This window comes from Rhizobium sp. BR 250 (assembly GCF_047445855.1).
GTDB classification, from domain to species: domain Bacteria; phylum Pseudomonadota; class Alphaproteobacteria; order Rhizobiales; family Rhizobiaceae; genus Agrobacterium; species Agrobacterium tumefaciens_I.
Map to the genome: position 1 here is coordinate 1 of NZ_JARWKW010000015.1, position 22,314 is coordinate 22,314.

The following is a 22,314-nucleotide window of genomic DNA, read 5'->3' on the forward strand; positions in this document are numbered from 1 at the left end:
CCCCAATCAAAAGGCCGCTACTGCGGCCTTTATGCTATAATAAAACTATCAACGCGGGGTGGAGCAGCCCGGTAGCTCGTCAGGCTCATAACCTGAAGGCCGCAGGTTCAAATCCTGCCCCCGCAACCAAATTCTATCTAAAACCCCGCTCTTAAAACAGCGGGGTTTTTGCGTTCGGGCATTATCGGCAAAACAATCCTCTCAAATTCCACCCGCGGCATTGCCATAAATCCGAAAACGGACAAGATGGTGAGGCGGTGACTATCGTCGCAGGCAGTGTTGTTTAACAGCGCCTCTGAAAGTCTACCCGGTAATCTGCGATTGATGTCTGAGAATGGACCATTCCCCGCACCTTTCCACAGGTGGGGCGTTCACTCCCCTATAACTGCTCCCTCGCGTCGTGGATCGGCGCTGCCGGCCAGACCTTGCGCGGTCATCTCGATGGCATGCAAACCGGAATTCATCTCACCCGGTTTCACCTCGTAACCCAGCGCCTTCAGCGGCCCGGCCAGATTTTCCGCGCTGGTACCGGCCTCGATATCGTAAGTGCCGAACCGGTTGATGAGATGCGGTTGGGCGACGATCGCCTCAACCGGCATGCCCCAGTCAATGTAGGCGATCAGTGCCTGTGCCACATAACCAATGATCTGGCTGCCGCCGGGTGAACCAATGGCGAGCAGCGGTCTTCCATCCTTCATCACGATCGTCGGGGCCATGGAGGAGCGCGGCCGTTTGCCGGGCTCGACGCGGTTGGCGATCGGCAGGCCACCGTCATGGGTCTTGAAGGAAAAGTCCGTCAACTCGTTATTGAGCAGGAAGCCATTCGTCATCAGACGCGAGCCGAAGCCATTTTCGATCGTCGTCGTCATCGAGACCACGTTGCCTTCCTTGTCGACAATGACAAAATGGCTTGTGGAGGGTAACTCGAGCGCGGCATCCCGGCCGAAAAGCAGAGCGTGGTCCCATTCCGGTTCGCCGGCCTTGACGGCGTCTTTGGCCAAGGCCTTGTCACCGTCGAGCAGCCTTGCCCTCTCGCTTAGATAGGTCTTGTCCAGCAGGCCCTTGGCTGGTAGCGGCACGAAACCGGTGTCAGCGACGTAACGTTCGCGGTCGGCGAAGGCGAGACGCTGCGCATCGCCGATAATGCGCCAGCTTTCGACATTATTCGGCCCCAGGGACCTGAGATTAAAATTCTCCGCCATGCCGAGCATCTGGCCGACAGCGATGCCGCCTGACGATGGCGGTCCCATGCCGCAAACGTCAAAAGCACGGTAGATAAAGCAGACCGGCCCGCGCTCGATAACGCGATAGTTGGAAAGATCGGAAAGCGACAGCACGCCGGGATTGTCGGCTGCCTCGCGCACAGTCTTGACGATCGCCTCGGCAATTCTCCCCTTGTAAAAGGCGTCTGCGCCGCCTTTGGCGAGCACCGCAAGCGTCTCGGCGTAGGCCGGGTTCTTCAACAGGGTACCTGTCTGCAGGGCCGCCCCGGAGGGGTCAAAGAAATAGGAACGGGCCTCTGGATATTTCTTCAGCCGGTCGCCCTCGGACGCGATGAGGGAGGCAAGACGCGGCGACAATTTGAAACCCTCGGTCGCCAGCTTTTCCGCCGGTTTCAGCAGGCTTGCCCATTCCGCCTTTCCATAGCGTTTATGGGCTTCCTCCAGAAGTCGCACCGTTCCCGGTGTGCCAACGGAGCGGCCGCCGACTACTGCGTCCATGAATTTAAGCGGCTGACCTTTGTCATCCAGAAAGAGCTTGGGCGTGGCCTCCATCGGCGCCGTCTCCCGGCCGTCCAACGTCGTCAGCTTGCCGCTTTTGGCGTGGTAATAGACGAGGAAGGCACCGCCGCCGAGACCAGAACTCTGCGGTTCAACGAGGCCCAGCACGGTCTGCACCGCCACCATCGCATCGATAGCGTTACCGCCCGCGGCGATCACCTCGCGTCCCGCCTCGGCCGCCAGCGGATTGGCTGCCGCGACCATGAAGCCCTTTGCCTCGACACGTCTCGCAGTCGCAACACCCGCCGCTTTCTCCGGTGCAACCGTATCAGAGGCCTGCTGGGCGGAGGCAATTGCGGGAAAGCAATACGGCGAGAACAGCCTCACCGAGAAATCTCATTTTCATTAGCCTTATCCTCCAGAGAGGGATAACCCGTTAATGTGAAAAGAGCATCCAACCGGGCCGGAAGGTCAACCCCCAATGACTCAGGCGGGTGATTTTCCGCACTCTCTTTGCTCCGGTAAAGGCCCGGCTTGGCAAACTATTATCGGGACGTCGCTTTGTCCCTTGATAGGCTTCAGGAAATTTCCATCGACGCCGTAAGGGGGCGAACAGTCGATAGTTCATTGATGATCGGCACGCACCCAACTTTGGCATCGCGCTGGCTTCCCGAGCGCCTTTCGACCTTCATAAATGCACATCCGGAAATACCGCTTGAAATATGCCGGTGGCGTCAGCCACGGACGTCGAGACGACGCGCCTCGACATAACCATTTTAAGAGGAGCGGGGATATGGTTGCATGCTCGCTCCATCGAACTCTTTCCGGAAACTCTTGCCGTTGTGGCGTCTCCAGGTCTCATCCCGCTGGGTGAAAAACGAGCGCCGCTCGATTTTCAAACTATCCCATGTTGCAAAATTCGGGGCGGCCAAGTCTCTGGTTGAACTGGCTGAGGCTCGCCGGGCTATCTTACAGTGGTAGGATTCAGGGTTCGCGCTTCTCTCGTCATGAGATGATTATCAATGCTGCGGTCCACGGCATCGGCATCGCCGTTATCCCCACTTTCTATATTGAGCGGGAACTGGAGGAGGGCCTGCTTCATATGCCATTTGGCGATCCCACTCGGTCGGACGACTCCTATTTTGCTGTTTACCCCGAACGGAAATCGCACAATGCAAATATCATTCTCTTTCGCGACTGGTTGATCCGGCAGACGAGAAAGCATGTTTCGTGACTTAAAAAGACAGGCGGGCAGCGTCCAAGTCGTTTCTCGTCGAAAGCATGCAATTTAATTTGCTGTCGAATTGGGAGCACTCACATTTTCCGTTGTGTGGCAAGGCGCGGCGGCGTGGCCAGAGGCAGCGCCGTTACAACCACTGGCGCGATCAGGGCCGACCATGCTGCCCCATAACCGAAATGATCGACCAGGAGCCCGAACAGGTAGGGGCCAAGTGCCATGACAGCCAAACAGATCGTGGATGCGAAGGCGATTGTCGAGGCTATCGAGACCTTTGGTGCGCTCTCGGCGATCTGTAGAAGATAAAGCGGAAACCAGCCGATCCCGAATATCCCCAATATGACAAGCACGAGGAGGATTACCGGCAGCGGGGTGCCGATGGGGAGAAGCACAAGGAGTGCCGCGGCGCAGGCAGCAATGATGGATACCAGCCCAAACGATTGACCGCGAAGACCGGGCCGGAAGCGATCGCTGAGCCAGGGCAGAAGAATGCGGCCGGGAATGCCCGCAAGCTGTGTTCCGGCAAACATTGAAGAGGCGACAAAGAGGCCAAGCCCCAATCCGTCGGCCATGAAGCCGATGATGTGTGCGGTAAGGGTGAATTGAAACGCCGACATGGCAATGCCAAGCCGCAATACGGGCCAGAAGCTGCGATCCTGCCCGACGATGCGGACGAGTTCTACGAGGGGGAGCGGACGCTCGGTTTTCGCTGCCACATCGCCTCCCTCGCGATACAGCCCCCAGAAAAGTGCACCGCCCGTGAGGGAAACACCGGCGCAGAGCCAGGCCGCGGCATGCCACCCGTAGCGGACCGCCATGAACGGCAGGAGAGCGGCCGCGATCATCGTTCCGAAGGGAACCGCGGCCTGCCGAAACCCTGTGGCGATTCCGCGTTTGGTGGGTGGAAACCAGCGCATGATCGCCCGTGTGCCGCCCGGTTGGACAGCCGCATAGGTGCCGCCCAGAAACGCGATGCAAACAAGCAGCGCGGGCAGACTGTTTGCGAATGTTGCCGCGCAGGCCATGGCGATCGCCATGCCGAGCATGGCAATGCCGACAATACGACGCTCGCCATGAATATCGATGGCGCGGCCGAGCATAAACATCGTCGCGATCTGGACACCATTCATGACGGTGACAGCAAGGGATGCGGATGCGAGAGAAACGCCGAATGCTTCCCGCCAGAAAGGCACGAGAATGTAAATGCCCTGCGATACGAATGAGCCTGTGGTTTGTGTTGCGACCGCCACGGCAAGCACTGCCCATATGCGGGAATCAACGGTAGGCGCGAGGGTGGGCAGGGGCGAGGAAATCTGTGACGACACGAAAAACTCCTATCAAGAGTATCGTGCAATAGCCGCCTTGAAGAGATGACAGAATTAGGGGCTTGCAAGTTTCAGCGATAACAGTTTGTTATGAGCGCCATGCGCTCATTGGATCCTGAGGCCGTCGAGGCCTTTCTTCTTGTTGCCGAATTTCAGTCGTTCACACGGGTCGCGGGCGTGATGAATACGACGCAGGCGGCCATATCCCTGCGGTTGCGCCGGCTCGAAGACATGCTGGGACATCGCCTGGTCGAACGGACGCCGCGCCGTGTGCGGTTGACCGCTGCGGGCGAACGGTTTCTGGAACCCGCGCGCGCTTATGTCGCCGCCGGCCGTCGCGCGCTTGATGTCTTCGGTCAGGAGCCGACGCGTCTGGCGATCGGTGTCACGCATCATCTGATCGGCGCCGACCTGCCTCGGATACTTCGGGTTGTCAGCGAGCGTGAAACGAGCGTTACGCTTCATCTTCGCACCGCCGGCACAAGAACCCTGCTTGACCTTTATGATGCCGGAGAACTCGATGCGATCGTTGTGCTGCGGCACGATGATATCCGCCGGGATGGAGAGGCTCTGTTTCAGGAGAGCTTCGGCTGGTACTGCAGCTCGGATTTCGATCTGGCTTCAGATGTTCCGGTGCCGCTGGTGTTGCAACCGGAACCCTGTAATTTGCGAGCCATGGCCCTTCGGGCGCTGGACAGCGCGGACATAGCCTGGCGAGAAGTGTTTGTCGGCACCGGCGCAACGGCGGTGGGAGCCGCTGCGGAGGCTGGAATCGGCGTTGCGCTTCTGGCGCAAAGCGCGGCGCCCGCTGGTGTGCTGCAGGTCAGGAGCCGCGCGCTGCCGGAACTTCCGAAACTGGATGTCGTGATGATCTCCACGATTACCGGCGATCATGCGAACGCCGTGCTGCGACGGATCACGGGGGCATTCCGTCCATCCTGAAGCGGTGAGCAATGTCTTGCTCATTCGCGATTTTTCAAGGGAACAACATTTCCATAGAACGTTCGAAAGGCATGTTGTCGAAATTTCCTTTTATCTCCCCATGTCGCGAAGAAACGCAACGGGGATCCAAGGCAACCCAATAATTCAGCACAAATTTTGGTGCCTTGGTGCATACGTTTTGAAATAAAATTCTGCAAGAAATGTTTCCTTTGTAGGTCGAGAAGAATTTTCTTCTTAGCGACGCGTCGCTTTGCCCCGATGCTTTTGTCATCGAAACGCTGTTTCAAACGGGGATTTTCATGATGATAGGACGCCGCCAGTTCAACAAGATGCTTCTTCTGGCAACGGCAGGAACGGCCCTGCCGGGTTCGGTATTCGCAGTGAATGGCGAGGCGAGCCGCCCCGTCTCCGGGGGCACTCTCAAGCTGCTCTATCGTGTCGATCCCGGCAACGCGCTTTTCGCCATCAACACATCCTCAGGAACGGGGCAGGCGATCGGCCCGAAGATCGTGGAAGGTCTTCTGACATTCGATTTCGACCTCAATCCACAGCCCTTGCTGGCCACGCAGTGGTCCGTCTCTGATGACAATCTGCGCTATACGTTCAAGCTCCGCCCGAATGTGAAATGGCACGACGGCCGGGATTTCACGTCGGAAGATGTCGCGTTTTCAATTTTCCGGCTGAAGGAAGCCCATCCACGCGGCCGCATCACCTATCAGAACGTCGAGGCGGTGGAAACGCCGGATCCGCTGACTGCCATCATCGTTCTGTCCAAGCCGGCGCCGTTCCTGATCGCCGCGCAATCAAGTTCGGAATCGCCGATCGTACCGAAGCATATTTTCGAAAAACTGAAGCCCGCCGATGGCCAGACGCTGCAGACCGCGATCGGCACCGGTCCCTTCAAACTGACGGAATGGACGCCGGGTAGCCACCTGATCTTCGAAAGAAATCCCGATTACTGGGATGCGGGCAAACCCTATCTCGACCGCATCATCCTGCGCATTATCACCGATCCCGCCGCGCGGGCGGTGGCTCTGGAAACGGGGGAGGTGGATATCGGCGACAATCCGGTTCCGCTGGCGGATCTCGAGCGGCTGAAGCAGAACCCCGATCTCGTTCTGGACACCAACACCTATGCCTATGCGGGGCCACAGCAGCAGTTGTTTTTCAATTACGATAACGAGATCTTCCGCAAGAAAGATGTCCGCCTCGCCGTTGCAAAGGCGATCAATCTCGATGAAATCGTCAATGTGGCGCTCTTCGGTTATGCGCAGATATCGCCAAGTCCCGTCAGCACGGCCCTGCCGAACTGGTATGACGCGTCGGTGAAGGCCCATGCCTATGACCCGAAGGAAGCGGAAAGGCTGCTCGATGCGGCGGGATATCCGCGCGAGGATGGCGGCAAGCGTTTTCCAGTGCGGTTGACCTATAATTCCTATCTGACGCCCGGCTATGCCGATGTTCTTCGCAGCCAGCTTGAAAAGATCGGCATCGCGGTCGAAATCCGGAAATACGATCTGCCGACCTATCTGAAGACGGTTTATACGGACCGCGCCTTCGATCTGGTGGTGGAATCCCTTTCCAACACCTTCGATCCGTCGCTCGGCATCCAGCGCGCCTATTGGAGCAAGAATTTCAAGATCGGGCTGCCTTTCTCCAACGCGGCCAACTACGCCAATCCGGAGGCGGATGCGCTTCTGGAAGCGGCGGCCATCGAGTCCGATCCGAAGAAACGCTGGGTGATCTGGAGCAGGTTCCAGCGACTTATCCATGACGAAGTCGCCTCGGTCGATCTTGTGGCGGCGGGCAGCCAGATCGTGGCGCACAAACGGGTCAGGAATTACGTCACCGGCGCGCAGGGGCTCAACTGGAGTTTCGGCGATCTCTGGCTTGACCCGACGGCCTGAACCTTCACGTAAAAACCAATCTTTCAGGAGGAAATGCGATGTCTGTGCAGGCGCTAACCAAGGATCGTTTCATCGAATGGCTGGGAGATGGCAGGGAGCTTGCCGTTCTCGATATCCGTCCTAGTGAAGAGGTGGGATATGCATCGCCGCTATTTGCGACCAATCTTCCGGTAGAACGGCTGGAGGCGGAAATAGACCGCTTCATCCCGCGCCCTGTCGTACGGACCGTTCTGGTGGACGATGGAAAAGGAAGCGCACAACAGGCGGCGGGGCGGCTTGCCGCAAACGGCTGGAGCGACATTCATTTTCTGCTTGGTGGAATTCCGGCATGGATCGAAGGCGGCGTCGATAACCTGCCGACATTCGATATTCCCGGCGTTCCTTTCGTCCAGAAGGTGCGGCAGGAAAAGGGTACGCCGGTCGTTTTCGCGCGGGAACTGAAGGCCTGGAAGGGTGCCGGCGAGGATGTCGTCGTCATCGATACCCGCACAATCGCAGAATATGAAAAGGCACACGTGCCGGGCGCCATCGGCGTGCCGGGTGCAGAACTTCTGCTGCGTTTCGCCGATGTCGTGCCGTCACCCAAAACGAGGGTCGTCGTTTCCTGCGCGGGTCTGCCCCGCGCAATTCTGGGCGCGCAGACATTGATCGATGCCGGTGTCGAAAACGATGTCAGCTATCTGCACGAGGGGACGCGCGGCTGGACGGATGACGGGTTTGAACTGGAAACGGGGCGTTCACGGACATTTCCGCCCGCCAGTGACGATGCCAAGGACATTGCGAAGGCGCGGCTCGAAACATTCTCCCGTGACGACGATCTGCTGTTCATCGACCGCCCGACGGCCGAAACATGGCTGCGGGACAAGGCGCGAACGACCTATTTTCTTGATGTGAGAACGCCGGAAGAATTCGCGGCTTCGCATCTTGACGGTTCCATTTCTTCGGAGGGCGGGCAGCTTCTCGGTGTCGCCTATCGCACGGTTGCCGTGCGCGGCGCCCGGATCATTCTCGTGGATGACCTGCTGGGCGCCCGCGCCCGGGTCGTGGCGCATTGGCTGAAACGGCGGGGTTTTGAAATCGCTGTTCATCTGCATGATTTCGAACAGGGTGTCGAAGCCGCCGCGGCATAAGCGCGGCTCGAATTTCGCCAGACCGCTCTACAGACAGGGATTTGTAATGACCAATGCCAGCCAGGCCTGGGGTTCCGCGCCCAGCAAACGCTTCGACACGATAGCTGAAAGATTTCGGGGGATTTTTTCCGATATCGGCAGAGACGCCATACAACATGATCTTGGCCGCGAGCTTCGTTTCAATGACTATGATGTTTTGAAAAAGGTCGGCTTTTCCAGGCTGCGCCTGCCGGAAAAATTTGGAGGCCTCGGCCTGACACTGCCTGAACTTTTCGGCCTGGTCATCGAACTGGCGGAAGCGGATCCCAATCTCACCAATGCTTACCGCAGCCATCTGGGGTTCACGGAGGATCTGCTTAACGCAGAACCTTCGCCATGGCGGGATGCATGGCTGACGCGGATCGGGCAGGGAGAAACCATCGGCAGTGGGTTTTCCGAAATCGGAGATGCCCGGCTTGGAACCTATTCCACCCAACTCACGCGCGATGGCAGCGGCTGGCGGCTGAACGGCGAGAAATATTATACAACCGGCTCGCTTTACGCGGACTGGATCACGCTGGGCGCCGTGGATGGTGATGGCGCGCCGATTGGCGCGCTTGTTCCCACGAAGGCCGAAGGCGTCGAGATTCTCGATGACTGGGACGGTTTTGGACAGACATTGACGGCCAGCGGTACGGCACGTTTTACCGATGTGGCGATTTCCGAAGATCTCATCAAACCCAGCGCCCTTCGCTTCAGCTATTCGGGCGGCTTTTTCCAGCTTGTCCATCTGGCCTCGCTTGCCGGCATTGGTCGTGCGGCCGCCTCGGAAATCGCCCGCCATGTGGCGGAGCGCAAGCGGGTCTATCAGCGCAGCAACGCCTCGCGTTTTGCCGAAGATCCACAGGTGCTGCAGGTCGTGGGGCGAGTGAGGGGAGCGGCCTATAGCGCCGGTGTCATCGTGCTAAAGGCGGCGGAAGCGTTACAGGTTGCCTATGAAGCCAATCTTTCAGGCGATGTGAAACGCATTGCGCTGGCAAATCGCAATGCAGACCTTGAGGTCAGCCAGTCGGTTACGGTGGTCAGCAATCTGATCCTCGATGCATCCACGGTCCTCTTCGACGCGCTTGGCGCCTCAGCGGCAAAACGCAGCCATGGTCTTGATCGCCATTGGCGAAACGCCCGCACCATCACCTCGCACAATCCCCGCATCTATCACGATCGTATCGTGGGAGATTTCGCCGTGAACGGCATCTCACCAACGCCGCATGGAGGGGTGGGGATAGTCTCGCGGACGGAGAAGGAGCAGGCCGGAGCATGATCAAACCGGGCTGATCAGATGGGTGGAGGAGAGCGGGATCGACGGGTTCAACCTGACCCGGACAGTGGTGTCGGAAAGCTGTGAGACATTCATCGATATTGTCCTGCCGGAGCTTCAGGCGCGTGGGCGATGGCAAGGGCTCATTTCGGTTGCCTGGTATCGGGCGGCTGCCAGAAGAGTATGCGCCAAAATTTTGGGTCACCTCGTGGTTCATTTAAGCTGATAAATTCCATATATAAACAATACTATGGAACATCTTTCCTTATCCTGACGCGATCAAGTGCCTAGGCTCCGACGATTATCAATTCGTGCCGGAGAGGGCTCATTCATGCGATCTATCATTGCGAGGCTTGCGGCGGTTGCCGCCTTCATCGGTCTGGGACTGGCGCCGGCGACGGCGGCCGATCTGTCGGAAATTCGCATCGACTGGGCGACCTACAATCCGGTCGGCCTTCTTCTCAAGAAGGAGGGGCTTTTGGAAAAGGAATTCGAAAAGGACGGTATCGCCATAAGGTGGGTGCAATCGGCCGGCTCGAACAAGGCACTTGAATTTCTCAATGCCGGTTCAATCGATTTCGGTTCCACGGCCGGCGCCGCCGCGCTGATCGCGCGTGTCAACGGCAATCCCATCAAGTCGGTCTATGTCTATTCGCGTCCGGAATGGACTGCCCTCGTAACTGGCAGGGATTCCGGGATTACCAGCGTTGCGGACCTAAAAGGCAAGTCGGTTGCTGTCACCCGCGGCACCGACCCGCACATCTTTCTCGTCCGGGCGCTGGCCGATGCCGGACTGAAGGATGGTGATGTGAAGTTCGTTCTGCTCCAGCATGCCGATGGCCGCCTTGCGCTGACCCGCGGCGACGTCGATGCCTGGGCCGGTCTCGATCCGCTGATGGCCGCCGCCGAAGTGGAGGATGGTGCAAAGCTGTTCTATCGCAAGCCCGAGAACAATAGCTGGGGTGTGCTGAACACCACTGAAACCTTCGCCGGCCAACACCCCGATATCGTGAAGCGGGTGCTGGGTGTCTATGAACAGGCGCGCAAGCGTGCGATTGCCGATCCGGCGGCACTGAAGGCCGCCCTGATCGAAGCAGCCAAGCTGCCCGACGCAGTCATCGCCAAGCAGCTGGAGCGCACCGATCTGCAATATTCCCGCATCGGCTCGGAACAGCGCGACACCATCCTGAAAGCGGGACTTGCCTTACAGCAGGCGGGGGTCCTGCCAGCCGGAGCCGATATCGCGGCCGAGACTGACAAGCTTATCGATCCAAGCTTCAGCGAAGCTCTCGTTCAATAACGGTGCGGAACGTGACCACAACCGACATTCTGGCGGAGCAGGGTGAAATTCAAGGAGAGAGCCGTGCGACGAAGGTATGGCCACCGGTTCTCGCACGCGCCCTGCTCGCCATACTCCTGCCTGCCGGCGGTTTTCTGATCTGGGAGCTGGCTGTTTCCTCAGGATTGGCGACGGGACGCCTTGTCCCGCCGCCTTCGCGGATCATCGCCACGCTATGGCAGCTGGCGCAGGCGGGCGATCTCTATCAACATGTCGGCGCGACCTGCCTGCGAGTGCTGTTCGGTTTTGTCGCGGGATCGCTGGCGGGTGCCCTACTCGGCAGCATAACCGGCTTTTTTGGTATTGCCCGACGCCTGATCGATCCGACGCTGCAGGCCCTGCGTGCCATCCCGTCGATCGCCTGGGTTCCGCTGTTCATCCTGTGGTTCGGCATTTTTGAAACATCGAAGGTCGTCCTCATTGCGACCGGCGTGTTTTTTCCCGTCTATCTCGGCGTCTCGACGGCACTTCTCTCCGTCGATCGCAAGATCGTCGAGGTCGGCCGGATTTTCAGGCTGTCCGGCTTTGATCTGGTGCGCCGCATCCTGTTTCCTGCGGTCCTGCCATCCTTCATCGTTTCGTTGCGCTCGGGCCTTGGGCTTGGCTGGATGTTCGTGGTTGCCGCCGAATTCATGGGCGCTTCCGAAGGCCTGGGGTATTTGTTGGTTGATGGCCAGCAGCTCGGCAAGCCCGATCAGATCGTGGCGTCGATCATCATCTTCGCCATCATCGGCAAACTGTCCGATGGGTTGCTCGTGTTGCTGACATCGCCACTTGTCGCCTGGCAGGACAATTTCAAGCGGGAGGGGGCGTGATGCTGTCGCTCAACGGACTTTCCAAGACCTATGGCAACGGTGTTCAGGCGCTTGGCGGCTTCACGCTCGACGTGCCGCGCGGCGAAATCCTCGTGGTGATCGGCGGTTCCGGCTGCGGCAAGAGTACGCTTTTACGGCTGATCAGCGGACTTGAACGGCCGAGCCGTGGAACGGTGGCAATCAATGGCGAAACTGTCACAGGGCCGCATCCGCTGATCAACCTGATATTTCAGGAACCGCGCTTGCTGCCCTGGCTGACGGTCCGGGACAATATTGCGTTCGGCCTGGCCGATCTGCCGGCTCCCGAGCGGGATCGACGAATTCGTCTCGCTCTCGGGCAAGTCCATCTCGAAGGATACGAAGACCGGTTGCCCAAGGAGCTTTCCGGTGGGCAGGCGCAGCGTGTCGCGATTGCCCGGGCATTGGTGACCCAGCCCGAAGTCCTGCTTCTCGATGAACCGTTCTCGGCGCTCGATGCGCTGACACGGGCCGCCCTGCAAAACCATATTCTGGACATATGGGAAGAAAGCCGCCCGACGATTATCCTCGTTACCCATGATATTGATGAGGCCGTCTTGCTGGCGCACCGGATCGTCGTGATGAAGCCTTGGCCAGGGCACATCGTTGAGGAAATCACTGTCGATCTGCCGGGCCGACGCGACCGGGACGATGATGGTGTCGATCACTACCGTCGTGAGGCCAGGGCTCTTCTCGGCTCCTCACTCGCGAGTGCGTGAGATGGTAAAATGCCGGAAATTCGCTGCCTGCTTGATCTTGACTGGCAGGCTCCTTGAGAGCGGAGAACATTCGACGTCGGGATTGTAGCGGTTTGGGTTCGTTTTCGGGTCACCGGTTGGTATTCTTGGTAATACGAGCGACGGGGTTTGTCCCAGGCGTCGCGAGGTTCCCCAAGGTAGTGGAGACCGCACAATAGCTGAACGGTCTGTCTGAGGCTATTATGGCAATCGGCGTTTTCCTCTTCGTCAGGAGACGTCCAGCGAGAGGGTCAGGTCGGCGATGAGATCGTCGGGGTGCTCGATGCCGATTGACAGCCGGATCGTGGAATCAAGCACGCCAATGCGCTGGCGAACATCGGCGGGAACACCCGAATGCGTCATGGTTGCGGGGTGGGAGGCGAGAGATTCCGTGCCGCCAAGGCTTACCGCGAGCTTGAATATCTTCAGGGCATTGAGGAATTTGAAAGACGCGGCCTGTCCGCCCGCTATGTCGAACGAGAAGGTTGACCCGGCGCCGGAGCATTGAGCGGCAAACACCTTGCCGACCGGGGATGCCGGATCGTTGAACGGCAGGTAATGGATTTTCTCGACCTTGGGATGCGCCTTCAGGAATTCAGCCACGATGCTGGCGTTGCTGTTTGCCCGCTCCATCCGGATTTGCAGCGTCTCAAGGGAGCGCCCGAGCATCCAGCACGAGTGCGGATCGAGCTGCGTGCCGATCGCTCCACGCAGCGCCTTCACCTGCTTCATGATATCCTTCCGACCAAGCGCTGCCCCGGCAATGAGGTCGGAGTGCCCGCCAACATATTTTGTCAGTGAATAGAGCGAGATGTCGGCACCGTGTTCGATGGGCCGTTGAAACACCGGGCCGAGAAGTGTGTTGTCGCAGGCGATGATCGGCCGGTGCCCCTGTTTTTGGCCGATCACGTCGGCGATCCGGCTGATCATCGCGATGTCGACGACGCTGTTTGTCGGGTTGGCGGGGGTCTCGATGAGGATGACGGACACCCTGCCTTTCGCCATTGCCTCCTCTGCGGCGGCCGCCACCGAGGTCTCGCTGACACCGTCGGCGAAACCCACGGCCGAAACGCCGAAATTATGGAATGTCTTCGCCAGCAGCGTCTCCGTGCCGCCGTATAAAGGTTGGGAATGGAGCACGGTGTCACCCGGCCGGGCGAAGGCGAAAAGCGTTGTCGAAATGGCGGACATGCCGGAAGAGAAAAGTGCGCAACTCTCCGCACGTTCGTAAACGGCAAGACGATCCTCGACGATCTCGCTGTTCGGATGGTTGAAACGCGAATAGACGAGGCCTGCCCCCTTGCCCGCGGGTGGCTCCTTGCGCCCGGAGACGTAGTCGAAGAAGTCTCGGCCGTCTTCCGCAGACTTGAAGACGAAGGTCGATGTCAGGAACACCGGGGGCTTCACGGCGCCTTCCGACAATTCCGGATCGTAGCCGTAATTGAGCATCTGGGTTTCAGGATGCAGAGCGTGGTTGCCGATATGGGTTTTTGACGGATGCGGTGCAGTCATTTCCGATGATCCCTCAGCTGGTGTTGAACTGTCTGCAGGTTACATGCAATCAGATCAAAATACCTTGCATTCTAAAGCGCAGACATGTCTGATGACGCAATATATTGCGGAGAATGCTGATTTATGTCGCAGAAAATTGCAGATTCGATCGACAGGCGAATCCTCCGGGAGTTGTCTGCCGATGCAAGGATCACGAACAACGAACTTGCCGAGCGGGTCGGGCTGTCGGCATCGGCGTGTCTGCGACGGCTTCGGCGACTGGAGGAGATGGGAGCGATCAAAGGCTATTCAGCGATCATCGATCCGGTAATAGAGGGGTGGACCATGACCGCCCTCGCCTCCGTCCGCCTCAGCCGCCAGCATGATGACGAAATCCGCATGTTCGAGGCGGCCGTTCTGGACTGGGACGAAGTTCTCGAATGTCACCTCGTCACGGGTTCGAAAGATTACATGCTCAAGGTCATGTGCGGCGGGCTGGAAGATTATGAGCGTTTCATCAAGGAGAAGATCGCGAAGCTGAAATGTGTCGACACGATCGAGACCAGCTTCGTCATGAACACAATCAAGGCGCGGCGCATCTGAGTTTTGCAGAAGCCGCGTTCCAGGCCGGCACAAGCTCGAAAACGCGCGCTTGTGCCGGCCTGGAAGCGTGATGGGACCGCTTATTCAGCTGTTGCCTGAATATCGACCTTGTCGAGTAGAAGCATCGGGTTATCGGACGCTGCGACCAGATCAAAAAGACCGAGACCATTTGCGCTTGTGGATCGGACCGTTACCGTCAGGGTTCCCGGAGCGCTGATGAAGCGGACGAGTGCCTCCACCGCATCCTTGAGTTTCGGCTGTTCAGCTGCGATCTGTTGCAACCCTACACTGGCCACCAAGGTCAGAGCGCCGCGCACCTGATCTTCGGTCATATCATTTTGCAGGGCGTAGAGCTTGATCGCCTTGGCCATCAAACCTTCGTCCTTGATCGTGAGTTTCACCTCGCGACCGGCCAGCCCGAAGACCGCAGCCTGGGCCCGATTGATGTCGAAGGAGAAGAACTCTTCCGTAAACCCGCTCGCCAGACCGGAGAAATTGACGCTGCCAATATCCTTGCCGCTGAAGGAGATTTCCCGGATCACCAGGTTGCTGTTCGGTTCGTCCCAGCCCGCGGAGAGGCCATAGGACAGGGCGAGCGTCTCGATACCCAATTTGCGGGCTTCAACAAAAACCTCCTCCGACGAGTCTGCCGGGATAGGGAGGGAAAGATCGTCCTGCCGGATTTTGATATCGGTCGGGATGCCGTTGAAGGGCTTCGTCAGTCCCATCTCGAAGTTCTTGAGCGAGAACTTGATGCGCTCAGGCGTGCCTTTCGTTTCCTCGTCCGTTTCTTCGTCCGACTTTTCAGGTGCGGCCACATCGACATTGATGCCGCCAACACGGAACGTACCCAGCTCCGGTATCAGACGGTTGAACGGGAAGGTCTCGATCTCCGTATCATCGAGCCCGGCGAGCTGGGAAATTGCGTCGATCGTCGAACTCCAGTCAAAACCCTTGAGGCTTGCCTCATCGAATTTGATCGTGTCGTCGCCATTCCCGACCGACATGCCATTCAGACCGAAATCGAGCTTGCGGCCGTCCATCTGCATGTCGATACGATCGATGGTGGCCTTGACCCTCTTGCCGGCCTCGGCCTCGCTTTCGTCAGGGGCGTCCATCTTGAACCCGAGCAGCTGCATGTTGCTCTTGCCGACGATGTCGAGAATGGAGATGACCTTCTTGAAATAGGCCTGGCGTTGCTCTGGGGACAGCTCCTCAGGCTTATTGTCCGCGGTAAGGGCTTTCAAGGTTTCAAGAAGCGGCTCGGCCGGCATGCGGGCGGTAAAGCCGTCGCTGCGGATTTCGTCGTAGCTGAAATGGCCATCACCTTCCGAGAACGAAACCGTGCGGACGGACAGCGGACCGTAGAGAGGTTTTGCATCCTTGTCTTCCGGACCGGCTTTGTCGGTATAAAGCCGGGCGAGATAAGCGACGTCGATATCCTGACCGGCGACGGCGCCCGTCGACACGACCATATGCTTCTTTTCCATCGCGCCGCTATTGTCCGGCAGGTCCATCTGGATGTCGAAGTTGGCATTGTCGATGGAATAACGGGCGATCCGGCCGCCGGCGATATCAGAGAACGCCACGTTCTTGTAAACGGTCTTCTGCTCGCTGGTCGTGATGGACTGTGTAAGGGTCAGTTCCGGCGTAGAGATGCGCGATGCTGCGAAGCGCTCGATGCGCTTTGCCAGAGAATTGGCGTTGCCATCGGCTGCCGCTGCCGCGGGCTTTTCAAAGGCGGCATTTTCGACGCGTGCATGCGCCATCGAGATTTTCCCGGTGGGCATATCGAATTTGATGTCATTCATGTCCAGCGCGCCGTCCAGGAATGGCAATTTTGGACGTCCGTCAATGGCCGCAATCTTGATGTTTTTGCCCTCTTCAAGCGGCAATGTCAGATCGCGAACATGGATTTTCCCGAGAAAATCGACTTCCACGGAGCCGGCCGTGGCACCACTGCGGGCAACGAGTTCGCTGACCTTGGCCTGGTAGAAGCTTTTGCCTCCCACGACACCGGCTGCAGCAACAGCAATGATCGCAACCGCCGCCCATAGAGCCTTGCGCCGGCCCTTGCCGGTCTGGGTATTTGTCTGTTCCACGGATTCGTCCTCTGTGACGCGAATTGAGACTGTACGCCTTTTAAGCACGCAAAAGTTGCTTCGCAAGTGCGCCCGGTTCCAAAGTCGAAGAACCTGTCGCCATTGAATTGGACGGTTCAGGGGATCCTGACCGACAAAGCCGCTCCAAAGGACGGCGAAGAGTAGATGCCACCCCCGGTAACGAAGATCGTCAACTGATCAGGACATTGTGGCCTTCATTGCTTTCCAAAAGGGCACACGAATAATCGGGCTTCCGTCCGTCTGGTCTCCGACTTTGGTCTAATGTTATTCACGTGCAAAAGTCTCTTAGGCGATTGCTGAAGTCCAAAGAGGGCTTTCACCTTAGATTGGGGCTTGACCACTCGCGTCGTCGCGACGACTTGTAAGCAGTTTAAAACTTTGCCGACCGGTTTTTGCTCGCTGTCCGTCGCCGGATCCAATCGGTACCCCAGGAGCCAGATGTGTTATTGCGCCGCAAGCTGATCGTTATCTTCCCATGCCTGCTGTTGACCCTGTTCGGCACGGCTCTCCCCTATACGATAAAGATTCACGGTATTTCGGCGGCATTTGTCGAGCAAACAGCCGAAGCCCGGAATGACAATGGTAATGGCGGCGGCAATGGCGGCGGTAATGGTGGTGGCGGAGGCAATGGAGGTAGTGGAGGCAATGGAAACGGGGGCGGCGGCAATGGAGGTGCGAGCGGGAACGGAAGCGGCAATGGCAACAGTGGCGGCAACGGGAACAGCAGTTCAAGCGGCAAGGAAAACAATAATGGCTCAGCGTCGGGCACCAAAAGTGCAACGCAAAGCCAGGCCGACACCGATGAAGCGACAGATGAAGGAAAAGGCACGCTTACCGTTCGCCATAAGGATGGCATAAGCGAACGTGTTCAGCGCGGTCGATACGTGATGAAGGATTCAAAGGGCCGTACGATTGTCAACCGTGATGCAACCGTCGCGGACGAGCGGCGGCTTAGGTCATTTCTCCACTAACGGCGCCTTTCAAGCTCGTCGCGAAACGCCATTGCAGCTTCCGTTCTGTTGCTCACCTCGAGCTTGGTGAAGATCTGCGTCATATGATGTTTGATCGTCTTTTCATGCAGGTCCAGTTTCAGACCGATATGCTTGTTGCTCAATCCGGCAGATGCCAGTTCCAGCACTTCCCGTTCCCGATCCGTCAGTGCGGTAAAGGGATTGACCCGGTTGCCCGATCCGCTTTCCGAAATCAGACGCGCGGACAGGGTCGGGGCAACATAGCTATCGCCTGCCGCGACGCTTCGGATAATATCGGCAAGTGCCCGTGAGCCAACGCCTTTCAGGACGTAGCCCTTGGCGCCATTCCTGAGAGCCGCCATGACGTCGTCGCTTGCCTCGGAGACCGTCAACATCACGATCTTCTGGCCGGGTATCCGGTCGAGTATGGGCGAAATGGCTTCCAGCCCGCCTCCAGGCATCGAAATATCGAGCAGCAAGACATCCGGGCGATGTTCTGTTGCTATGCGCAGCGCGTCTTCCTTGCTGCTGCCTTCGCCAACGATGTTAAATCCATCCATTTCGGTCAGGCTTCGGATGACGCCTTCCCTGAAGAGGGGGTGATCGTCCACGACTGCCAGGCTGATTGAAGCTGTCATGCCTGCTCCATTTCCTCGATATTCAGCGACATTCGCACGGTGGTTCCGTGATCGGATGAGAAAAGGTGAAAGGTGCCGCCAAGGCTTTCGACGCGGTCCCTCAGGCCGGCAAGGCCGAGCTTTTGCGGGCCAACATCGCTCATATCGAAACCTTGTCCTTCATCGATGACTTCGACGATAATCAGCCCGCCTTCCGAGGTTTGCGCAACCTTTTGCCCGATGCCGCCGGCATGACGATAACCGTTGTTGAGTGCCTCCTGGACAAAACGATAAACGCATATCTTTGCGGAGGTGGAAAGGTGCGCGGGTATGTTGTCCAGGGAGAGGGCGACGGTGACACCCGTGCGCTGCTCATGCGCGAGGATCGCGCGTTTCAGCAGGGCCGCAAGGTTATCCGTCTCAATGTGCGGCAGCATCAATCCGCTGCAAATGCCACGGATTTCCGTCATGGCCTCATCGAGGCTGCCCTTGATGGTCATCAACGATGTCTCACGTTCCGGGGCTGGAGTGTTGGGATCGGTGAGCGTCTGACTGTCGAGACGCAAAGAGGCATAAGCGATCAACTGTGCGGGGCCGTCATGCAGGTCGGCACCGATGCGCCGCAAATAGCTTTCGTTGAGCGAGGCTGCTCGTTGCGTCGCTCTTTGAACGCGTGCACGCAACGCCTCATTCTGCCTTAGCAGGGCCGACAATTCACCGATACGGTCATTGAGTGCCTTGCGCTGGCTGTCAATGGTGCGGCTTCCGCGCAGCACAATGATCGACAAAAGGGTGAAAAAGATCATCGTAAATGCAGCAACCACGAGCCAGCTCAGCAGGCGGGCCTGATTGAGGCTCCACTCAAAGTCGTTGGCGATTTCGTAGAACTCGGAAACAGCGACGACCTTGCCGGACCAGGGTTGCAGAACGGGGTTGTAGATTTCCAGGAGTGGCTGTCCGCTGTTGCGTTCGGCCTCGCTTTCAGGATTGTCGATCCGATTGAAATTTGCGGCCATGCGGCCGGAAAACGCTGTTCTCAGATCGTCTGAAAGCGGAAATTGTTTGCCGGAAAGGGCCTTGTCGCTGGAATAGAGGATTGTTCCATCGTTGCGCCAAAGCCGAAATGAAAACAGGCGCTTTCCCAGTGCACCCTGGCCGAGCGTCTCATCTAGGGCCCGCGTTACCGAGTCGTCCAGAACCTGGGTCGTTTGCATGTCGGGCAGAAGAGGGGCGATGACGCTGTCGACATAAAGCGCCGTCGTTGCCGCGGAGTTACGCGTCACGGCATTTTCGATCAGGCTGGTGACGATGAAACCCACGACGACCATCGCACAGATCGCAACAAGGCCACCCGCGAGCAGGAACTGCTTCGCAAGGGACTGAGAATTCCAGCGTGCGACCGGACTTGCCGGAGACACCTTGTATTTACGGCTTGTTCGCAGAACTGGCATTATCAGAACCGATCTCCTGACCCCTATAGCTATCCCAGCGAATTCCGCTGTCAACTGTTGCCCGATGGTGTGGCCTGCGGCTTGAAGATGATCCCGTTACTCCCTCTGCCAAACCAAGAGACCAATGACCGCGATCAATCAGACTATGGTCCAAATGGCCAAGGCATAGGTCCGAGCGGAGTGGAAACCTGGAATTTCGGCAATATTGTAGTGCGCAGCGATTTGCTGGACATTCTGCTGTCACCTGAGGCGACGGCCAATCTGTAAAGGAACTGCACATGAAAATCCGCTCGGTCGTCGGTACTGCGAGCCTTGGTCTCGTGTTGGCCATTGCCCCCGTGGGAGGAAGTGCATTTGACTTCGTACATTCCGCTTTCGCCAAGGACGGTGGCGGGAATGGCGGCGGCAACGGCGGTGGCAATGGTGGCGGTGGTGGTAATGGCGGTGGCAACGGTGGCGGGCATGGTGAAGGAAAATCCGGCGCCAGCCAAGGCAAGGATTCATCAAATTCGTCCACGAAACATGGTCCTTCATCGTCGCTGAAATCGCATTCGTCGGAAAAACATTCCAAAGCGCAGAATGAAAAATCGAAGACGCACAGCGCAAAACTCGGCACTGGCAGCATCAATTCGATGAAGAGAAATTTTCATGCCTATTTGAATTCCAATGATCCCAAGATGGCAGCGCTTGCAGCCTATGTGAGGGCGTATGCGGAGTTTGAAATTCAATACGGGACAACGGCCGTGCCGACGGATCCCGCGTTAAGCGACAGTGCCCTGCGTTCGGCGCTGCAACAACTGGCAAACAGGCCTGTGACCAGCCAGGAGCTTGCCGAAGCAAAGAGCATTCTTGGTGCGGGTACAGACACGGGAAAGATCGCGGAAGTGCGTGAGGCCCTGGAAAAAGAAACCCAGAACTGAGGCACCAGTCGAGAACGCTGCGTCAACGTTGAGCGCGCTGCAGCTGCAGCGGCGTTCTGGCGGAAGCGTTCCAATCACTGAACACTTGTGACGGCCGAATTTTCCGCGGTTGTCGTTTGCGAGTTTGGCGTCAATCAACGCCACTGCCTTGCCGGTGTAACTACTGGCTTTATCGCCGGGTCGTGCCACCCGCCCGCCCGCGGGGGGCCCGATCCGGCGATATCATCTGAGCGACCACCTGTGGTGCGCAGCGGCGCAGTCGAGCCCACGCGGCAGTTTAAGTGCTGTTTTACGTTCGCCTATCGTCAGTTCACCTGCACGCCCCGTTGCTCCAGCTTATCGAGAACCTCATTCGCCGTATTGTTCACCTTGAAGCGGCCCGCTTTCTTGAGTGATGGCATATCCAGCAATGCATCGAGGTTTTCCGATGGAACGTTGATGCTCACCCACTCGAGTTTTCGCAGTGGAACCAGCGTGCGAAGATCGAAATGATCGATCATCGAAATCACCGAGATGCCCCTCAGATTAACGCACAGATGAATATCCGATGTATCACGGATATCGAAAACGCCTTCTTCGCCACCCCAGAAGTACCAGGCATATGGGTAGATTTCCTCGCCGCCATCGAACTGAACCCAGTCAACGGCCGCAAGCTGCTCATCGGTCAGTGGATAACGAACAAGATAATCCAGCGCTTGCGGGATCAACTCATAGCCATCCTGCTCCAGATCAACCGGTCGCCCCAGAACGTGAGTGGCAAGTTGCTCGGGAGTGCCGAGATCAAGCATCTTGAAGCGTAAAAGCGCCGACATGACAGCCAGTTTCAGGTTAGGGTCTGAGAACGGTGCACCGGGGGCACCGCTTGCGGCGGGATAAGGCGGCGCGGTTGGCTCAGCATATTCGGCATCGGGATTCGATATGGTGATCTCGGAAACCTTGTCATAGCTAATGCGGGCGGTCAGCTCACCTTCCGCCAGGCGCATCGTGCCGAAGCGGGTGTTCCTGCGAAGCTTGCTTTCCTCGCCAATCTGCATGTCCGGTACGATGCTGCGAAGCTCGGCGAGTTCTATCCTCATCGGAACACCGGCGATGGTTTGCTTGAAGCGGGAGTTGAAGTCGATCCGTCCGATAAGTCCCTTGCGATCGATACGAACAACGACACCATAGGTGTTTTGCAAAATATCGATCACGCCACCTTTATGCGGGGCAGGAGCACGCCAATTCGAGCCCATGGCTTTCTCCACTGCTGCGACCGGCATCCCTGGTCGTAACGCTGCCAGCGCCGCTGCATCAGCCGGATGATTTGATGCTGCCATGCATTTGCCCCCCAGCCCTAGAGATATCGCCAGCGACGTCACTCCCACCAAGAATTCTCGCTTGCGCATAAGCTACTCCTCAAGCCAAACTAGGTTTCCGTCGCCTGGAACCTAGAGACTTTATATGAGACGGGACACCGAAACTGCAATCGCAGGCGGTCATCGTGCACAGGCCGCGGCCACCCATTGGGAGCATCGCCCGCGCTCACCAAGACCGCAGCCCCGATGAGAGTGGTTGGGACCAGAGGCTCCGGTGCCCAAGATGCGGCCGGAATGCGAAGAGAACGAGATCTCGGCGGAAGCGACCGCGAGCGTTGAAAAGGATACAGTTTCGACCGATCGGCCGGTCCGGGT

At 58.0% G+C, this 22,314-nt stretch carries 17 protein-coding genes, 1 tRNA gene and 1 pseudogene; 12 read left to right on the forward strand and 7 right to left on the reverse strand.

The features are described from left to right. Positions 1-52: 52 nt before the first annotated feature. A tRNA-Met gene (locus QD336_RS21090) sits at positions 53-129 on the forward strand. 242 nt (positions 130-371) lie between these two features. Here the strand turns inward: QD336_RS21090 and ggt are convergent. Continuing rightward, positions 372-2,127: pseudogene (gene ggt / locus QD336_RS21095) on the reverse strand (gamma-glutamyltransferase). Between the two features lie 501 nt (positions 2,128-2,628). Between ggt and QD336_RS21100 the strand changes: the two are divergent. After that, positions 2,629-2,955 carry a LysR substrate-binding domain-containing protein gene (locus tag QD336_RS21100; RefSeq protein WP_499172063.1) on the forward strand — a complete coding sequence of 109 codons (327 nt, stop codon included), beginning with the start codon at positions 2,629-2,631 and terminating at the stop codon, positions 2,953-2,955. Positions 2,956-3,035: 80 nt separating this feature from the next. Here QD336_RS21100 and QD336_RS21105 read toward each other — a convergent pair whose 3' ends face one another. Then, positions 3,036-4,283, reverse strand: coding sequence for an MFS transporter (locus QD336_RS21105; RefSeq protein ID WP_499172064.1), 1,248 nt, complete (start codon positions 4,281-4,283; stop codon positions 3,036-3,038). 90 nt (positions 4,284-4,373) lie between these two features. Between QD336_RS21105 and QD336_RS21110 the strand changes: the two genes are divergently transcribed. The 7 genes from QD336_RS21110 to QD336_RS21140 all read left to right on the forward strand — a co-directional run bounded on the left by QD336_RS21110 (position 4,374) and on the right by QD336_RS21140 (position 12,450). Further along, positions 4,374-5,225 carry a LysR family transcriptional regulator gene (locus QD336_RS21110; RefSeq protein ID WP_499172065.1) on the forward strand — a complete coding sequence of 284 codons (852 nt, stop codon included), beginning with the start codon at positions 4,374-4,376 and terminating at the stop codon, positions 5,223-5,225. Positions 5,226-5,524: 299 nt separating this feature from the next. After that, a complete protein-coding gene (locus QD336_RS21115; RefSeq protein ID WP_499172066.1) occupies positions 5,525-7,132 on the forward strand; it encodes an ABC transporter substrate-binding protein in 1,608 nt (535 codons plus the stop codon). 38 nt (positions 7,133-7,170) lie between these two features. Then, a complete protein-coding gene (locus tag QD336_RS21120; RefSeq protein WP_499172067.1) occupies positions 7,171-8,262 on the forward strand; it encodes a rhodanese-like domain-containing protein in 1,092 nt (363 codons plus the stop codon). A gap of 46 nt (positions 8,263-8,308) precedes the next feature. Further along, positions 8,309-9,562, forward strand: coding sequence for an acyl-CoA dehydrogenase family protein (locus QD336_RS21125; RefSeq protein ID WP_499172068.1), 1,254 nt, complete (start codon positions 8,309-8,311; stop codon positions 9,560-9,562). Between the two features lie 328 nt (positions 9,563-9,890). Continuing rightward, on the forward strand, positions 9,891-10,859 hold the full coding sequence (locus tag QD336_RS21130; protein WP_499172069.1) for an aliphatic sulfonate ABC transporter substrate-binding protein: 969 nt from the start codon (positions 9,891-9,893) through the stop codon (positions 10,857-10,859). A 47-nt stretch (positions 10,860-10,906) separates the two neighbouring features. Then, complete coding sequence (locus QD336_RS21135) at positions 10,907-11,713, forward strand: ABC transporter permease (protein ID WP_499172150.1); 807 nt, start codon at positions 10,907-10,909, stop codon at positions 11,711-11,713. Next, the gene (locus QD336_RS21140) at positions 11,713-12,450 is read left to right on the forward strand and encodes an ABC transporter ATP-binding protein (RefSeq protein ID WP_499172070.1); all 738 of its coding nucleotides are present in this window, start codon (positions 11,713-11,715) and stop codon (positions 12,448-12,450) included. Before QD336_RS21135 ends, QD336_RS21140 begins: the two co-directional genes overlap by 1 nt. 246 nt (positions 12,451-12,696) lie before the next feature. Here the strand turns inward: QD336_RS21140 and QD336_RS21145 are convergent, their stop codons facing one another. Beyond that, positions 12,697-13,980: a cystathionine gamma-synthase family protein gene (locus QD336_RS21145; RefSeq protein ID WP_269347447.1), complete on the reverse strand. Its 1,284-nt coding sequence runs from the start codon at positions 13,978-13,980 to the stop codon at positions 12,697-12,699. Between the two features lie 123 nt (positions 13,981-14,103). Here QD336_RS21145 and QD336_RS21150 point away from each other — a divergent pair, with 123 nt between their 5' ends. Beyond that, positions 14,104-14,562 (forward strand): Lrp/AsnC family transcriptional regulator, encoded by a 459-nt coding sequence (locus QD336_RS21150; RefSeq protein WP_269347445.1) that lies wholly within the window; start codon positions 14,104-14,106, stop codon positions 14,560-14,562. A gap of 80 nt (positions 14,563-14,642) precedes the next feature. Here the strand turns inward: QD336_RS21150 and QD336_RS21155 are convergent, their stop codons facing one another. Continuing rightward, positions 14,643-16,664 carry an aq_1923 C-terminal domain gene (locus QD336_RS21155; protein ID WP_499172071.1) on the reverse strand — a complete coding sequence of 674 codons (2,022 nt, stop codon included), beginning with the start codon at positions 16,662-16,664 and terminating at the stop codon, positions 14,643-14,645. A gap of 461 nt (positions 16,665-17,125) precedes the next feature. On the opposite strand from QD336_RS21155, the gene QD336_RS21160 reads away from it, so the two are divergent. Continuing rightward, entirely contained in the window at positions 17,126-17,656 is a 531-nt protein-coding gene (locus QD336_RS21160) for a hypothetical protein (protein ID WP_499172072.1), read from the forward strand. Here QD336_RS21160 and QD336_RS21165 read toward each other — a convergent pair. Beyond that, a complete protein-coding gene (locus QD336_RS21165; RefSeq protein ID WP_499172073.1) occupies positions 17,653-18,294 on the reverse strand; it encodes a response regulator in 642 nt (213 codons plus the stop codon). The genes QD336_RS21160 and QD336_RS21165 overlap by 4 nt on opposite strands. Then, a complete protein-coding gene (locus QD336_RS21170; protein ID WP_499172074.1) occupies positions 18,291-19,724 on the reverse strand; it encodes a sensor histidine kinase in 1,434 nt (477 codons plus the stop codon). Before QD336_RS21170 ends, QD336_RS21165 begins: the two co-directional genes overlap by 4 nt. Before the next feature lie 278 nt (positions 19,725-20,002). On the opposite strand from QD336_RS21170, the gene QD336_RS21175 reads away from it, so the two are divergent. Further along, positions 20,003-20,644 carry a hypothetical protein gene (locus QD336_RS21175; protein ID WP_499172075.1) on the forward strand — a complete coding sequence of 214 codons (642 nt, stop codon included), beginning with the start codon at positions 20,003-20,005 and terminating at the stop codon, positions 20,642-20,644. A gap of 305 nt (positions 20,645-20,949) precedes the next feature. Here QD336_RS21175 and QD336_RS21180 read toward each other — a convergent pair whose 3' ends face one another. Next, positions 20,950-22,029, reverse strand: coding sequence for a DUF7256 domain-containing protein (locus QD336_RS21180; RefSeq protein ID WP_499172076.1), 1,080 nt, complete (start codon positions 22,027-22,029; stop codon positions 20,950-20,952). Positions 22,030-22,314 lie beyond the last annotated feature (285 nt).

Bases quoted from the DNA above. Each gene is read 5' to 3' on its own strand.
- QD336_RS21100 (WP_499172063.1), top strand. From the start codon at position 2,629: ATGTTGCAAAATTCGGGGCGGCCAAGTCTCTGGTTGAACTGGCTGAGG.
- QD336_RS21110 (WP_499172065.1), top strand. From the start codon at position 4,374: ATGAGCGCCATGCGCTCATTGGATCCTGAGGCCGTCGAGGCCTTTCTT.
- QD336_RS21115 (WP_499172066.1), top strand. From the start codon at position 5,525: ATGATGATAGGACGCCGCCAGTTCAACAAGATGCTTCTTCTGGCAACG.
- QD336_RS21120 (WP_499172067.1), top strand. From the start codon at position 7,171: ATGTCTGTGCAGGCGCTAACCAAGGATCGTTTCATCGAATGGCTGGGA.
- QD336_RS21125 (WP_499172068.1), top strand. From the start codon at position 8,309: ATGACCAATGCCAGCCAGGCCTGGGGTTCCGCGCCCAGCAAACGCTTC.
- QD336_RS21130 (WP_499172069.1), top strand. From the start codon at position 9,891: ATGCGATCTATCATTGCGAGGCTTGCGGCGGTTGCCGCCTTCATCGGT.
- QD336_RS21140 (WP_499172070.1), top strand. From the start codon at position 11,713: ATGCTGTCGCTCAACGGACTTTCCAAGACCTATGGCAACGGTGTTCAG.
- QD336_RS21145 (WP_269347447.1), bottom strand. From the start codon at position 13,980: ATGACTGCACCGCATCCGTCAAAAACCCATATCGGCAACCACGCTCTG.
- QD336_RS21150 (WP_269347445.1), top strand. From the start codon at position 14,104: ATGTCGCAGAAAATTGCAGATTCGATCGACAGGCGAATCCTCCGGGAG.
- QD336_RS21165 (WP_499172073.1), bottom strand. From the start codon at position 18,294: ATGACAGCTTCAATCAGCCTGGCAGTCGTGGACGATCACCCCCTCTTC.
- QD336_RS21170 (WP_499172074.1), bottom strand. From the start codon at position 19,724: ATGCCAGTTCTGCGAACAAGCCGTAAATACAAGGTGTCTCCGGCAAGT.
- QD336_RS21175 (WP_499172075.1), top strand. From the start codon at position 20,003: ATGAAAATCCGCTCGGTCGTCGGTACTGCGAGCCTTGGTCTCGTGTTG.
- QD336_RS21180 (WP_499172076.1), bottom strand. From the start codon at position 22,029: ATGCGCAAGCGAGAATTCTTGGTGGGAGTGACGTCGCTGGCGATATCT.